12 protein-coding genes are annotated in these 14,367 nt (G+C 68.2%); 8 read left to right on the forward strand and 4 right to left on the reverse strand.

Annotation, left to right across the window (positions count from 1 at the left end):
- Window positions 1–810: 810 nt before the first annotated feature.
- The 4 genes from Aph01nite_RS39370 (at window position 811) to Aph01nite_RS39385 (ending at window position 4,801) form a co-directional block, all read left to right on the forward strand.
- Window positions 811–1,260 (forward strand): ATP-binding protein, encoded by a 450-nt coding sequence (locus Aph01nite_RS39370; RefSeq protein ID WP_204046186.1) that lies wholly within the window; start codon window positions 811–813, stop codon window positions 1,258–1,260.
- 318 nt (window positions 1,261–1,578) lie between these two features.
- Complete coding sequence (gene purQ, locus Aph01nite_RS39375; protein ID WP_204046187.1) at window positions 1,579–2,253, forward strand: phosphoribosylformylglycinamidine synthase subunit PurQ; 675 nt, start codon at window positions 1,579–1,581, stop codon at window positions 2,251–2,253.
- Window positions 2,250–4,499, forward strand: a complete 2,250-nt coding sequence (gene purL, locus Aph01nite_RS39380; protein WP_204046188.1) for a phosphoribosylformylglycinamidine synthase subunit PurL — start codon at window positions 2,250–2,252, stop codon at window positions 4,497–4,499. Before purQ ends, purL begins: the two co-directional genes overlap by 4 nt.
- Window positions 4,500–4,507: 8 nt before the next feature.
- The gene (locus Aph01nite_RS39385) at window positions 4,508–4,801 is read left to right on the forward strand and encodes a Dabb family protein (protein WP_204046189.1); all 294 of its coding nucleotides are present in this window, start codon (window positions 4,508–4,510) and stop codon (window positions 4,799–4,801) included.
- A 55-nt stretch (window positions 4,802–4,856) separates the two neighbouring features.
- Here Aph01nite_RS39385 and Aph01nite_RS39390 read toward each other — a convergent pair whose 3' ends face one another.
- Window positions 4,857–6,668, reverse strand: a complete 1,812-nt coding sequence (locus tag Aph01nite_RS39390; RefSeq protein ID WP_204046190.1) for an acyl-CoA dehydrogenase — start codon at window positions 6,666–6,668, stop codon at window positions 4,857–4,859.
- Between the two features lie 97 nt (window positions 6,669–6,765).
- Here Aph01nite_RS39390 and Aph01nite_RS39395 point away from each other — a divergent pair, with 97 nt between their 5' ends.
- Complete coding sequence (locus Aph01nite_RS39395; protein WP_204046191.1) at window positions 6,766–7,536, forward strand: class I SAM-dependent methyltransferase; 771 nt, start codon at window positions 6,766–6,768, stop codon at window positions 7,534–7,536.
- A 43-nt stretch (window positions 7,537–7,579) separates the two neighbouring features.
- Window positions 7,580–7,951 carry a VOC family protein gene (locus Aph01nite_RS39400; RefSeq protein WP_307836825.1) on the forward strand — a complete coding sequence of 124 codons (372 nt, stop codon included), beginning with the start codon at window positions 7,580–7,582 and terminating at the stop codon, window positions 7,949–7,951.
- A 3-nt stretch (window positions 7,952–7,954) separates the two neighbouring features.
- On the opposite strand, the gene Aph01nite_RS39405 is transcribed toward Aph01nite_RS39400, so the two are convergent.
- Window positions 7,955–8,407, reverse strand: a complete 453-nt coding sequence (locus tag Aph01nite_RS39405; RefSeq protein WP_204046193.1) for a hypothetical protein — start codon at window positions 8,405–8,407, stop codon at window positions 7,955–7,957.
- 86 nt (window positions 8,408–8,493) lie between these two features.
- Here Aph01nite_RS39405 and Aph01nite_RS39410 point away from each other — a divergent pair, with 86 nt between their 5' ends.
- Window positions 8,494–8,952: a GNAT family N-acetyltransferase gene (locus Aph01nite_RS39410; RefSeq protein WP_239162323.1), complete on the forward strand. Its 459-nt coding sequence runs from the start codon at window positions 8,494–8,496 to the stop codon at window positions 8,950–8,952.
- Here the strand turns inward: Aph01nite_RS39410 and Aph01nite_RS39415 are convergent.
- Window positions 8,933–10,975 (reverse strand): molybdopterin-containing oxidoreductase family protein, encoded by a 2,043-nt coding sequence (locus Aph01nite_RS39415; protein WP_204046195.1) that lies wholly within the window; start codon window positions 10,973–10,975, stop codon window positions 8,933–8,935. The genes Aph01nite_RS39410 and Aph01nite_RS39415 overlap by 20 nt on opposite strands.
- 34 nt (window positions 10,976–11,009) lie before the next feature.
- Entirely contained in the window at window positions 11,010–12,407 is a 1,398-nt protein-coding gene (locus tag Aph01nite_RS39420) for a M28 family metallopeptidase (protein ID WP_204046196.1), read from the reverse strand.
- A gap of 274 nt (window positions 12,408–12,681) precedes the next feature.
- Here Aph01nite_RS39420 and Aph01nite_RS39425 point away from each other — a divergent pair.
- Window positions 12,682–14,367: TIGR00374 family protein (locus Aph01nite_RS39425; protein WP_204046197.1), on the forward strand; the 1,686-nt coding region annotated here is incomplete at its 3' end.

A 14,367-nucleotide genomic window follows, 5' to 3' on the forward strand; every position in this document is an offset into this window, starting at 1 on the left:
GCTGGCGCTCTGCCCCTCTTCGGGCGCTCGCCGGCATGCCTGGCATAGCCTGCGGTGGTTGTCCCACCCACCCACCCTCTTCTGCGCTGCGCTCGGCGGCCAGTTCCCTCACGCTCGGGGAACTCCGCAACCGCCTCGTTCGTACAGAAACTCGGCAGCCCTCCCATCCCGGGCTTCCTGTGATTCCACGAAACAGGGCTCGATTGCCGGAACCGGGGTCCAGCTGACAGGGCATGCCGGAATCGGGGTCCGGCTGGCAGGGTGTGCCGGAATCGGGGCCTGGCCGGCCAGGCGTGCCGGAACCGGTGCCTGGCTGGCAGGGACTGCTGGAACCGGGCCCGGCTGGCAGGGCCTGCCGGAACCGGGGGCCTGGCCGGCAGGGCCTGCCGAAGAAGCCGCGCGCAGCGCAGAAAAGGGTGGGTGGGTGGGAGAACCACCGTGACCATGCCACACAGCTCCCGCCCGCAACAGCATCGGAACCTGCGCAAACAATGTGGGTCAAATGACCTGGCGATACGTCGAGACGGCAGCGACGACTTACGGGTTCTCCGAGGCGAGCACTGAGCGCACTCCGAGAAAGAAACGCTCGACTCCAGATCAGAGTCCTTTGCGTACCTGCGCAGTCCACAGGAACGAAAGCGAACATCGCTTCGGGGCTCCTCCGGCTTACCCATGGACCGTGAAGTGGGAGAAGTCCGATATACGCATAACCCCGAATGACAACCGCGTGATTTTGGTTGCGCAGTTGCGATTAGGCCCCATCCCTCGGGGAAGCACGTTCTAGTGACCTACGTGGAAGGGAGGCCTCCGGTGGACATCGAGTTCTCGCTGGCTCTCCCGCGTGATGCGATCGGCATCCCGATGGTTCGTCGAGTGCTCGGTGATGCGCTGCGATCGCTGGGCGTGACCGAGGAGTGTGTGTCGGACCTTTTGCTGGCGACCTCCGAGGCCTGCGCCAATGCGGTGAGACATGGTGGACCGGCCACGAGATATCAAGTGCAGGCGGCCATTGATGACTGGCGTTGCGAACTGCGCATCATGGACCGAGGACGTGGGCTGACCGCGATTCCTCAGCAGTATCCGGCCGGCGAGACGGAGAACGGCCGAGGCATCATGATCATGCAGTCCGTCGTGGACGAGATCTCATTCGACATCACCCCGGGCAGCGGCACCACGGTCCGTCTCAGCAAGGAACTCGACTGGGACGAAGACGCCATCGCCCACCACCTCTCCCGAGACCGTCAACTGGCCAGCGTCTAACCCTCCAGTGACACTTACGGGTGCGTCCTAATGGCCTCCACCCGCCACAACCCGCGCCCCGACCGCGCCAAGCCCAACATTTTCCGGGCAAACACGCCTGCCCCACTCTCACGGAACCAAGGCCGACCACCCCTACCCCCACGGCGATCCCGCCCACCCCCACACCCCCAAATCGCCATCCATCACCCCCTGACCAGCTTCGCCAGGGATGCCCTGGGCGCTGAGCTCAGTGAGCTTCCGATAACCTGAGGCGTACCGCCAAAGACTGCTGACCACCGGAGTCGGTGGCTTCTGCGTGCATTGGGAGGGCCCTAAGTGATGCGGGTGGGCGTCGTCACCTTTCCCGGGACACTCGACGATCAGGACGCGGCGCGAGCCGTCCGGCTGGCTGGAGCGGAAGCCGTACCGCTCTGGCATGCGGATCATGACCTCAAGGGGGTGGACGCGGTCTTCCTGCCCGGCGGGTTCTCCTACGGGGACTATCTCCGGTGCGGGGCGATCTCCAGGTTCGCCCCGCTGATGGAGGAGCTGATCCCGGCCGCCAAGGCGGGACTGCCCGTCCTCGGCACCTGCAACGGCTTCCAGATCCTCTGCGAGGCGCACCTGCTGCCAGGCGCCCTGACCAGGAACGCCGGCCTGCACTACCTCTGCCGCGACCAGGGCATCCGCGTCGAGAACACCGCTACCGCCTGGACCGGCGAGTTCGCCGAGGGCCAGGAGATCGTGCTCCCGATCAAGCACGGTGAGGGCCGTTACGTCGCCGACGAGGCGACGCTGGCCGAGCTGGAGGGCACCGGCCGGGTGGTCTTCCGCTACTCCGGCGGCAACCCCAACGGCTCGCTCAACGACATCGCCGGAATCTCCAACGAGGCCGGGAACGTGGTCGGCCTGATGCCGCACCCCGAGCACGCCGTCGAGGAGCTGACCGGCGCGCCGAGCGTGGACGGCCGGGGCTTCTTCACCTCGATCCTCAAGAGGCTGGTGACCGCATGACCGTGGACAGCGTCAAGCGCGCCCTCCAGACCCCGGACGAACGCCTTCCCTACGCCGAGCTGGGCATGAAGGAAGAGGAGTACCTCCGGGTCAAGGAGATCCTCGGACGGCGGCCGACGGGGTCCGAGCTGGCGATCTATTCGGTGATGTGGAGCGAGCACTGCTCGTACAAGTCGTCGAAGGTGCATCTGCGGCAGTTCGCCACCAAGGCCCCGGCGTCTGAGGCGCTGCTGGTCGGCATGGGGGAGAACGCGGGGGTCGTCGACATCGGCGACGGCTGGGCCGCGACCTTCAAGATCGAGTCGCACAACCACCCCTCCTATGTCGAACCCCATCAGGGCGCGGCCACCGGCGTCGGCGGCATCGTGCGCGACATCATGTCGATGGGCGCCCGTCCGATCGCGGTCATGGACTCGCTCCGGTTCGGCGGCCTGGACCAGACCGACACCCGCCGGGTGCTGCCGGGCGTGGTGGAGGGCATCAGCCACTACGGCAACTGCCTCGGCCTGCCCAACATCGGCGGCGAGGTCGTCTTCGACCCCTGCTACATCGGGAACCCGCTGGTCAACGCGCTCTGCGTGGGCCTGCTGCGGAAGGACCAGATCAAGCTGGCCACCGCTCCCGGGCCCGGCAACAAGGTCGTGCTGTTCGGCGCGCGGACCGGCGCGGACGGCATCGGCGGCGCCTCGGTGCTCGCCTCGGCCACTTTCGAGGACGAATCCCAGGCCAAGCGGCCGGCCGTACAGGTCGGGGATCCGTTTATGGAGAAGCTGCTGATCGAGTGCTGCCTGGAGCTCTACCAGGCGGACGTGGTCGTCGGCATCCAGGACCTCGGCGCGGCCGGGGTGTCCTGCGCGACGACCGAGCTGGCCGCCAAGGGCACAGGCGGAATGGCCGTGGACCTCAACCTGGTCCCGCTGCGCGACCCGACGCTGCGGCCGGAAGAGATCCTGATGAGCGAGTCGCAGGAGCGCATGATGGCGGTCGTCACCCCCGACGACATCGCCGCCTTCCTGGCGATCTGCGAGAAGTGGGACGTGCCCGCGACTGTCATCGGCGAGGTCACCGATTCCGGGCGCCTGGTGATGACCTGGGACGGCGAGGTCATCGTCGACATTCCCCCGGGAACCGCCGCCGACGAGGGCCCGGTCTACCACCGGCCCTACCACGAGCCCGCCGGTCAGGCCGCGCTCAACGCCCACGTCGAGCTGGCCAGGCCGGCCGACCTGGGCGCCACCCTGCTCCAGTTGCTCGGCTCCGCCAACATCGCCTCCCGCGAGTGGGTGACCTCCCAGTACGACCGGTACGTCCGTGGCAACACCGTCCTCGCCCAGCCGGCCGACGCGGGCGTGCTGCGCATCTCCGAGTCGATGCCCGGAGCCAGCGAGACGACCCGCGGCATCGCCCTCGCCACCGACGGCAACGGCCGTTACGCCAAGCTCGATCCGTACGCGGGGGCGCAGCTGGCGCTGGCCGAGGCGTACCGGAATGTGGCCGTGACCGGGGCGACGCCGCTGGCGGTGACCAACTGCCTCAACTTCGGCTCGCCGGAGGACCCCGAGGTGATGTGGCAGTTCGCCGAGGCCGTGCGCGGGCTCGCGGACGCGTGCAAGACCCTGGGCGTCCCGGTGACCGGCGGAAACGTCTCCTTCTACAACCAGACGGGATCGGCCGCCATCCACCCGACGCCGGTCGTGGGCGTGCTCGGCGTGATCGAGGACGTCGCGAAGCGGGTGCCGTCCGGGTTCACGGCCGAGGGCCTGCGGGTCGTTCTGCTCGGGGACACCGCCGACGAGTTCGGCGGCTCGGAGTGGGCGCACGTGGCCCACGGCCACCTGGGCGGGCTGCCGCCGCAGGTCCGGCTGGAGGCCGAGCGCGCGCTGGCGAACGTGCTCACCACGGCGTCCCGGCGGGGGCTGCTGGCGGGGTCGCATGACCTGTCGGACGGCGGCCTGGCCGTCGCCCTGGCGGAGGCCTGCCTGCCGAAGGGGATCGGCGCGACCGTCTCGCTGCCCGGCGAGGACGCGTTCGTTGATCTGTTCAGCGAGTCGTCCGCCCGCGCGCTGGTCTGCGTCGAACCGGAGCGGTTCGCCGCGCTGGCCGAGCTCTGCGCCGCCCACGAGGTCTCTTGCTACGGTCTCGGCGAGACCGGCGGCACGACGCTGACGGTCGAGAACGCCTTCGAGATCCCGGTCGCCACCCTGCGCGAGACGCACCGGGCCACCCTGCCCGCGGTTTTCGGATAAGGAGACATATGTTCCGGCACATTGTGCTGCTGGCCTGGACCGCGGACGCCACCGCGGAGCAGCGAGCCGAGGTCGTCGCCCAGCTGTCCAAGCTCCCCGGGGCCATCCCCGAGATCCGGCGGTACGAGATCGGCGAGGACGCCGGCCTGAACGCGGGCAACCACTCGCTCGGGGTCGTCGCGGACTTCGACGACGTGGACGGCTACCTCGTGTACCGCGATCATCCGGTGCATCTGGCCGTGATCGAGGAGTACATCAAGCCGATCCTGGCCGGTAGGGCCGCCGTACAGCACGAGCTGTAAGCACCAAAAAAGGACCGCCGCCGTCGAGCAGACGGCGGCGGTCCTTTTGTGTCGCCTAGAAGGCCTCCTCCGGGAGGTCCATCAGCTCCTGGTTGGTGGCCATGAGCATCTGGCGCTCGGTGGCCAGGCGCGGCAGCACGTTCTGGGCGAAGAACGACGCGGAGGCCACCTTTCCGGTGTAGAAGTCGCGGTCGCGGTCGGAGTCGCCGAGGGCCTTGAGGGCGACCTCCGCCTGCCGCAGCAGCAGCCAGCCGAGGATCAGGTCGCCGAGGCCCATCAGGAAGCGGGTCGTGTTGAGGCCGACCTTGTAGATCTCCTTCGGCGTCTCCAGCGAGCCGATCGCCCATCCGGCCATCTTGTCGGCCATGGCCTTGACGTCGTCGGCGGCCTGGTCGAGCAGCCCGCGCTCGACCTTGAGCCGGCCGTTGCCCGCCTGCGACCCGGCGAACTCCTTGATCTCGTCGAGCAGCGAGCCGAGCGCGGCGCCCTGGTTGCGCAGGACCTTGCGGAAGAACAGGTCCAGGCCCTGGATGGCGGTGGTGCCCTCGTAGAGGGAGTCGATCTTGGAGTCGCGGATGTACTGCTCGATCGGGTAGTCCTGGAGGAAGCCGGAGCCGCCGAGGGTCTGGAGGGAGCGGGCGAGCAGTTCGTAGGAGCGCTCGGAGCCGACGCCCTTGACCAGCGGGAGCAGCAGGTCGTTCATCGCCTCCGCGTGGTGGTCGTCCGGGTTGAGCTGGATCGCGTCCTGGAAGGTGGCGGTGTAGAGGACCAGGGCGCGCATGCCCTCCGCGTACGACTTCTGCAGCATGAGCTCGCGCCGTACGTCGGGGTGGGCGGTGATGCGTACCCGGGGAGCGGTCTTGTCGGTCATCTTGGTGAGGTCGGCGCCCTGAATGCGGTTCTTGGCGTAGTCGAGCGCGTTGAGGTAGCCGGTGGAGAGCGTGGCGATGGCCTTCGAGCCGACCATCATGCGCGCGTTCTCGATCACCAGGAACATCTGCTTGATGCCCTCGTGCACGTCGCCCACCAGGTAGCCGATCGCGGGGTGCCGCTCGCCGAAGGTGAGTTCGCAGGTGGTGGAGACCTTCAGGCCCATCTTCTTCTCGACGTTGGTGACGTAGACGCCGTTGCGCTCGCCCAGGTCGCCGGTCTCCAGGTCGACGAGGAACTTGGGCACCAGGAACAGCGACAGGCCCTTGGTGCCGGGGCCGTGGCCCTCCGGCCGCGCCAGCACCAGATGGAAGATGTTCTCCGCCATGTCGTGCTCTGCGCTGGTGATGAACCGCTTGACCCCTTCGAGGTGCCAGGTCCCGTCTTCCTGCTTGATCGCCTTGGTACGGCCCGCGCCCACATCCGACCCCGCGTCCGGTTCGGTGAGGACCATGGTGGCCCCCCAGCGGCGCTCGACGGCCAGTTCGGCGAAACGCTTCTGGTCCTCGGTGCCGAGCAGGTGGACCAGCCGGGCGAAGGAGGGACCGCAGCCGAACATCCACACGGCCGGGTTGGCGCCCATGACCATCTCCCCGGCCGCCCACTGCAGGCTGCGCGGCGCGGGCGTGCCGCCGAGCTCAACCGGGAGCTCCATCCGCCACCACTCGGCGTCCATCCACGCGTTGTAGGACTTCTTGAAGCTCTCGGGCATGGTCACGCTGTGCGTGGCCGGGTCGAACACCGGGGGATGCCGGTCGCTGTCCTCGAAGGACTCCGCGATCGGCCCGCTGGCCAGCCGGTTGACCTCGTCAAGGATGCTTCGGGCAGTGTCCTCGTCGATGTCGGCGAAGGGGCCCTTGCCAAGGATCTCGCCGCGGCCGAAGACCTCAAAAAGATTGAACTCCAGGTCCCGGACATTGCTCTTGTAGTGGCCCATCACGTACTCCTACCGGCTGGGGGTCTCCTACTGGCGGGTAACTCTACTGGAATGCTACCCGCCAGTAACACCCACTAAGCATGGTTATCTTGCGGTTATGCGCACAGAGGAGTTGGCCGCCCGGTGGCGGGAACAGCTGGAAGCGTGGGCGATCCCGCCGGAGATCCTGGCTCAGGCGCCGGCCGATCCCTGGACCCACCGCGTTGAGAGATTCGCCACAAGAACCGCGCGGATGGTGGCCGAGCCGAAGGGCCCGACCTACGAACGCTCCCGCGAGGCGTCCCCCACGAGCGTTCTCGACGTAGGGGCTGGTACGGGAGCCGCCAGCCTGGGCTTACTCCCCGCGAAACTGATCGCCGTCGACGAGAACCCCGGCATGCTCGCTGAACTCAGCCGACGCGCCCCCGAGGCGACCACGATCCTCGGCCGCTGGCCGGACGTGGCGAAAGAGGCCGATGGAGCCGATGTGGTGATCTGTTCGCATGTGGTGTTCAACGTCCCCGACCTCGTGCCGTTCCTGACCGAACTGACCGCCCACGCCCGCCGCCGCGTCGTCCTCGAACTCCCGCGACGCCACCCGACCAGCTGGCTCACCCCCCTCTGGTCCCACTTCCACGGCCTGGCCCGCCCCACCGGCCCCACCTCCGACGACGTCGCCGCCCTCTGCCTCTCCCTCGGGTACGACATCCGCCAGGAAACCCACCTCGCCCCCGACGCGCCGTACGAGACCGTCGAGGAGATGGCCGACGCGGCCTGCCGTCGCCTGTGCCTCGATCCGGCCCGAGCGCCGGAGGTCATCGAGGTGGCCGAGTGGCCGCTGCCACGGGCGACGTACGTGACGTTGTGGTGGGACGTTAGCCCGCGTTAACCGTTTGACGGGTTTTCCGGCCGTGCGCTTGAGTGGGCGAATGATGGAGATTCATACCATTACGTTTGATAGCGCCAGGCCGTACGAGACGGCTGAGTGGTGGAGTGCGGTGCTCGGGTGGCCGCTGGTGGACTCGGCGCCGGAGGACGACGAGGTGATGCTGGAGCGGCCGCAGGGCGTGCCGCATGTGCTGTTCATCCGGGTTCCGGAGGGCAAGGCCGTCAAGAATCGAATGCATCTGGATGTGATGCCGGCGGACGGCCGTACCCGGAATGAGGAGGTCGAGCGGTTGCTGGAGTTGGGCGCGGTGGTCCACGGCGACTTCCGCAGACCGGACGGAACCGGCTGGATGACCCTGCTCGACCCCGAGGGCAACGAGTTCTGCGTCGTACGCGGCGAGGCGGAACGCGCCTAACCGTCAGCGATTGCCCTTCTTGGCGCGGCTGCGCATCGAGAGCGCGAGCACGGCGGTGATCAGATAGACCATGGCGCCGCCCCAGACCGCGTCCCAGGCGGCCCCGAAGACACCCTCGCGGTCCAGGATGAGCTGGACCGGGTACATCAAGATCGCGGAACCGGCGGCCGGGTAGAGCGCGAAGCGCCACGGGTGGCGCAGCGACCAGCGGCGTGCCTGCTGGGTGACCCGGTCGCCCTGATCCGGCTTGGAGATCGCCCCGATCCCCGCGACCAGCGAGAACAGGGTGATACCCACGCAGAGCGCCCAGCTCAGGTCGGCTGAGCCGGTGATCAGTCCCAGCAGCACGCTGGTGCCGGCGACAGCGCCTCCCGTCACGGCCGCGGCCTTCCAGGGAGCTCCGCGGAGCGCGGCCCCCGCCAGCGACATTTCATCGCGTCGTGTGAGTTCGTTCATGTCTACAGCGTGCCTCGCCATCCGCTTTCGCCACATCGGGGAAGTCCCTGACCGCCCCCTGACCCGGCTAGGGCATGCTGTCCGGCGTGAGTCACGCGATTTTCCGGCCCGCGCGCCGGGAGGATGTTCCGGCGATCGTCGCCCTGCTCAACGACGACGCCGTCGCGCGGTCCCGTGGCATCGGCCACGGGATCGGACCAGAGCTGTGGACGGCGTTCGCCGCGATCGACGCCGACCCCAACAACGAACTCTTCGTCGCGGAACTCGACGGTGAGCTGGTCGGAACCTGGCAGCTGACCTTCATTCCCGGCCTGTCCAGGAACGGCGGCGAACGCGCCCAGATCGAGGCCGTCCGGGTCGCCGAATCCCACCGGAACCAGGGCATCGGGCGCGCCATGGTGACCTGGTCGGTCGAGCGGGCCAAGGCGCGGGGCTGCAAGCTGGTCCAGCTGACCACCGACAAACGCCGCGCCGACGCCCACCGCTTCTACGCGTCGCTGGGCTTCACCGCGACGCACGAAGGCTTCAAGCTCGCGTTGCCGTGAGGTTCGCGGGTTCGATCTCCACCCAGTTGTCGTGGTAAAGCGGGCCTCTGCCCATGTCGGCGTCGGCCTCCTCGACGAGGGTGTTGGGGTTGGCGCCGTCCGGGGTGAGCTTGAGCCAGCGGCCCTTGGTCATGGCCGCGACGCCGGGCCGTACCTTGTCGGTGATCTCGACCTTCGCGGTGAGTTCGCCGTGGGGGTTGAAGATGCGCACCAGCTGGCCCGTGGAGAGGCCGCGGGCGGCCGCGTCGCGCGGGTGGATGAGGACGGCCGGGTCCTTCGAACGCCGCAGGAGCTCGGGGTTGTTGGCGAAGATCGTGTTGAGGAAGTGGTGGGAGGCGGGGGTGATCAGGACGAGCTTGCCGGACTCCGCGCCGCGCGTCTCACTGGCCGTACGGGAGGGGACATAGGTGGCGACGCGGGGGAGGCCCTCCGCCGCGGCGGCGTCGGAGGTGAACTCGAGCTTGCCGCTGGGGGTGGGGAAACCATCCGCGAACGGCACGAACGGGGTGGGCACGTCGATTCTGGCCCAGCCGTCCTTGCGGATCTGGTCCAGGTTGATCGTGGGGGCGCCGGACAGGAGTTGCTCGGCCAGTTCGAGGTCGGAGTCGTACAGGGAGGGTTCGGTGAGGCCCATCGCGCGGGCCAGGCGGCGGAAGGTCTCCGTGGTGGACAGGCACTCGCCGGGAGGCTCGACGGCCGGTTCGTTCCACATCAGGTACATGTGCCCGTAGCCCGCGTGCAGATCCATGTGCTCGATCTGCATGGTCGAGGGCAGCACGATGTCGGCGTAGTCGACGGTGTCGGTGGGGAACTGCTCCATCACGACGGTGAACAGGTCCTCGCGTAGCAGGCGCTCCCGGATGCGGTTCTGGTCGGGGGAGGAGCCCATGGGGTTGGCCGCGTAGACCCACAGGCATTTGACGGACTCGTCCAGTTCGTCGGCCAGGCGGGTCATCGTCAGGGTCCGTACCGGTCCAGGGAGAAGGTCCTCGCGGGTGTCCACCGCGAAAGGGACATAGGCGGATGTGGAGTACGAGACGCCGCCGCCCGGGTGGCGCCAGTCGCCGGTGACGCCCGGGATACACGCGATCAGCCGCAGGGCCGAACCGCCGCCCTTGTGGCGTTGCAGGCCCATCGTGGCGCGGATGCCCGTGGGGCGGGTGTGCGCCAGCCGTACGCCGAGGGATCGGATGTCCTCCTCGGGCAATCCGGTGATTTCGGCCACCCGGCTCGGTGAATATTTCAGAATTTCTGCCTTGAAATCGTCCCAGCCCTGGGTGTGGTTCTCCAGGTAGTCGCGGTCCTCCGCGCCCTCCTCCAGGACCACGTGGAGCAGGCCGAGGGCGAGCACCCCGTCCGTGCCCGGACGGATGGGCAGGTGCTCGTCGGCCTGCTCAGCCGTCCGGGTGCGGATCGGGTCGATGGCGACCACGTGCGCGCCGGCCGCCCGGGCGTCCTGGATGAACTTCCACAGGTGGTGGCCGCTGGTCAGCGTGTTGGTGCCCCAGAGCAGGATCAGCTTGGACTGCGCGAACGTCTCCGGGTCCATGCCGCCCGCGGTCCCGTTCGTAAACCGGAGACCGTTCCGTCCCGCGCGGGAGCAGATGTTCAGCTCATGCTGGGACGCCCCGAGCACATTCCAGAACCGCCGTCCGGCCTCGCCGGTCTCGCCCTGGATGTACCCGAGCGTCCCCGTGCCCTGGTACGGCCAGATGGCCTCACCGCCGTGCTTCTCGACGATCTCGGCCAGCCGCTCCGCGCACGTGGCCAGCGCCTCGTCCCAGGAGATGCGCTCGAACTGCCCGGATCCCTTGGGCCCGACCCGCTTCATCGGGTACAGGATGCGATCCGCGGCCTTCGTGTGCTCCAGATACCGGTTGACCTTCACGCACAGCGCCCCCCGCGTGTACGGCTGATCACGGTTGCCCCTGAGCCCGACCGCCTCCCCATCCCGTACGGTCACCACCCACGAGCACGTATCCGGGCAATCAAGCGGGCACGCCCCCAAAACCTGCAACTCCATGGCCTTACTGTACGGATGCCCTCCGCGGACGTCGCTACCGGTCGTGGAACGCGTACGCGGCCACGACGTGGGCGATGGCGTCGGCGTTCACCTCGAGCGCGACCGGATCGATGTTGTTGATCGTGTCGCAGGCCTTGTGATAGCAGGCGTCCAGCGGTTTGCCGGCCTCCCCGCCGAAAAGATCCACTTGTTCCTTGGTCTTTTCGGCTTCGGCGCCGGAGAACACCCCGCCCGCGGGGATTCCCACCTCGACGAAGGGGCCGTAGTCGGAGCGGCCGGTGAAGTCCGTCCCGATATGCGGGAGATGCCGGCTGTCGTAGAACGCCTGAAAAGATCGTTCGATCTCGTCGGACCCGAGCGGTCCCGGACCGCGCCCGACAAGATCGGAGTCGTCGCCGTCGAAGATGGCGAAGGTCCCATTAGGCGAGGCGATCATGTCGAAGTTAAGATATAGCGCGATATCGGCGCGTTCCTGGGGGCTCAGGCTGGCCACATAATGCTTGGATCCCAGCAATCCCAGCTCTTCCGCGCCCCACCAGACGAACCGCACGGCGCGATCCGGCTGAAACTTGATCATTCGCAGCGCCAATTCCAGGACGGCCGCGCTTCCCGAGCCGTTGTCATTGATTCCCGCGCCTTCCTGCACCGAGTCCAGATGCGCGCCCACCATGATCACCTGGTCGGTCCGGCCGTACGGCGTCTGCACCAGAAGGTTGCGGGAACTACGGCGCTCGCTGATCGTCGATGTGGTGAGCTCGACATGTCCTTGCAGGTCACCGTCCTGCTGGCGGATGCCCACCACCGGCACCCGGACATCGGGCCCACGCAGGCGGCCTTTCAGATCGCCCTCGCGGTCGTTGACGACCACCACGCCGACCGCGCCGGACGCGACGGCGTTGACGACCTTCTCGTGGAAGGTGCAGCCGCCCCGGACGACCTTCGCGATCTCGCCGGCGGTGAAACCCGCGAAGGCGGCGGACACACAGCCGGTCCCGGCGTCCCGGATCTGGCCCGCCACCCGTCCCGATCCCGAGTGCCGGAATGTGGTCGCGCTTATCTGCGCATCCTGGTGGGGTGCGGGGCCGGTGCCGGGGTATTTCACGGTGGACTTTAGTTGGGCGGGAGCCAATTCTTGGTAATACACGAACTCGAAAGGATCGGAGATGACCTGATAACCGGCCGCCATCAACTCGCTTTGCACATATTCAACCGATTCGTCATAGCCGATCGTGCCTGCCGCCCGATTCCCATCATTCCGATCCGCTATTTCTTGAAATTTGCGGAGATGGCGGACGAGGTTGTTGCCGGTTACCGCCTGTGCCAATTCGGCGGCGGGGCCGCTTCCCGGAGCGGTGTCGGCGCGAGCTGGGCTTATGACGGGATTGGCAGTGCCGATGGACAAGGACAGAGCGGTGGTTAGTAGCAGACGCATGGACATCCCCCGAGGTCGCGTGCGTGTGACCCTGATGTGGTGCTCGACAAGAACTGATCAACTATGCCGGGGCGGCCGTCCGAGCGCCCGCCACGACTTCGGCGAGTCGCCACTCCGTGGCGGAACGAGTCGATCATCAGACGGCTGATCGCTCGTCACACATGCTTCATAGAGTGGTAGGCATTGGATACGCCGGAGCACCTCACCGACGAGGGCCGATGCACATGACATCGATTGTGGACACTAGTAACAAAGATCGCAGAGAATCACGGTGGTGAGGGGCATCAAGGAGAAGGACGAATCGGTGGGGGCTCCAGACCAAGGAGTCGTCCTCGTCGTCGAGCCCTTGCTGCCCCAGCGCATCCGCCGTCCCTCCGACGCGATCCGGTTTCTGCTCACCCTGCTGGCGCTGACCGCCGTCGTCCTGCTGGCGCTGGTCGCCCAGCGGACCCTCAACGGGCTCGAAACCGACGTGCAGGCCGGAACCGGCCGCGCTCCCGCGTTCCTCTCCTCGGTCGCCGGGCTGCTGGGCGGCATCGCCGTGCTCGCGGTCCCCGTCGCCTTCGCCGTCGAACGGGTTTTCCACCGTGACGGCATGCGCGTCGCCCAGGGCCTGATCGCCGCCATCCTCGCGCTGCTGTTGTCGTACGCGATGGACGAATGGATCATCGCCGCCGGCCCCGCCGACCTCAACCAGCTGCTCACCGGCGGCCGTGACGTCGAACCCCTCAACACGGTGCTCACTCCCGCCATCGCGTACGCCACAGCCGTGCGCATGTCGCGGCGGCCGCAATGGCGCGCGCTGCTCTGGATGGCGCTGATCCTCGACCTGTTCGCCCTCTTCACCGCCACCAAGATCACTGCACTGGGCGCGATCGTCACCTACCTCGTCGGCCTCGCCGTCGGCTACGCCACCCTGTACGGCATCGGCAGCGCCAACACCCGCCCGCCCGGCAGCGCCGTCATCGCCGCCCTGCGCCGCCTCGGCTTTGCCCCCGTAAGCGCGCGCCGCATCGAGGACGACACCTCCGGCAGCCGCCGCTACGTCGTGGGCCTGGCCAACCAGAGCCGCCTCGACGTCACCGTGCTCGACCGCGACCGCCAGGTGGCCGGCGTCATGTACCGCCTGTGGCGGCGGCTGCGCCTCAACTCCGAGACCCGCCGCCGGGCCATCCGCTCGCTGCGCGCCGAACTCGAACGCGAAGCCCTCATGGCGTACGCGGCGCAGGCCGCCGGAGCCAGCCTGCCCCGGCTGCTGGGCACCAGCGAAGTCGGCACCGAAGCCGCCCTGCTCGCCTACGAACACCTGGACAGCCGCCCGCTCGCCGAACTCGCCGACGAAGAGATCGATGACGAACTCCTCGCCCAGACCTGGGAGCAGGTACGGCTCCTGCACGCCCGCCGCCTGGCCCACCGCCACCTGACGGGGGAGAGCATCCACGTGGGCGCGAACGGCCGGATCGTCCTGGTGGACGCGCGCAGCGGCGAGATCGCCGCCGGCGACCTGCTGCTCCGGCTCGACATCGCCCAGCTGCTGGCCTACCTGGCCCTGCGGGTCGGCCCGGAACGATCGGTGAAGTCGGCCACGGCCGTGCTGGGCGCGGACATGCTCGCCTCCGCGATGCCCCTGCTCCAGCGGATCGCCCTGGCACGCGCCACCCGCTCCGCCACGCGCAAGGACAAGGACCTGCTGCCCGCCGTCCGCGAGCACATCGTCGCGCTGAAACCCCAGGCCGAGGTGGAAGAGGTCCGCCTCGAACGGTTCCGGCCCCGGACCCTGGTCACGATCATCGCCGGCGCGGTCGCCGCCTATCTGCTGCTCTCCCAGCTCGGCCGGGTCAACCTGGTCTCGGTGGTGACCTCCGCGAACTGGGCCTGGGGCGGTGTCGCGCTCGTCGCGGCCGCGGCCAGCTATTTCGCGGCGGCGGCGATGCTGCGGGGATTCGTCCCCGAACAGCTG

The organism is Acrocarpospora phusangensis, assembly GCF_016862995.1.
Lineage (GTDB): Bacteria > Actinomycetota > Actinomycetes > Streptosporangiales > Streptosporangiaceae > Acrocarpospora > Acrocarpospora phusangensis.